At 62.6% G+C, this 246-nt stretch carries 1 pseudogene; it reads right to left on the bottom strand.

Going from position 1 to position 246, the window contains the following annotated elements:
• Positions 1 to 246, bottom strand: a pseudogene (locus AAEZ08_RS23310) (adenosine deaminase); the annotation flags it as partial.

The following is a 246-nucleotide window of genomic DNA, read 5'->3' on the forward strand; positions in this document are numbered from 1 at the left end:
GCGCTGCGCCGGTTCGATGAACGACGCCTCGAAGCCGTTGCGAATCACCGCATGGACTTCGGCATCCGTGAGTTGCAGCCCTTCGGCCGTCGCGAAGTAGTTTTCATTGACGTAGCCGCCGAAATAGGCCGGATCGTCGGAGTTGATCGTCACCGCGACGCCGCGGTCGAGCAGCGCCTTCAGCGTGTGCTTCGCCATGTCGTCGAACACGCACAGCTTCAGGTTCGACAGCGGGCAGACGGTGAG

It is taken from the genome of Pseudomonas sp. E45-MNA-CIBAN-0222 (genome assembly GCF_040310405.1).
GTDB classification, from domain to species: domain Bacteria; phylum Pseudomonadota; class Gammaproteobacteria; order Pseudomonadales; family Pseudomonadaceae; genus Stutzerimonas; species Stutzerimonas stutzeri_AC.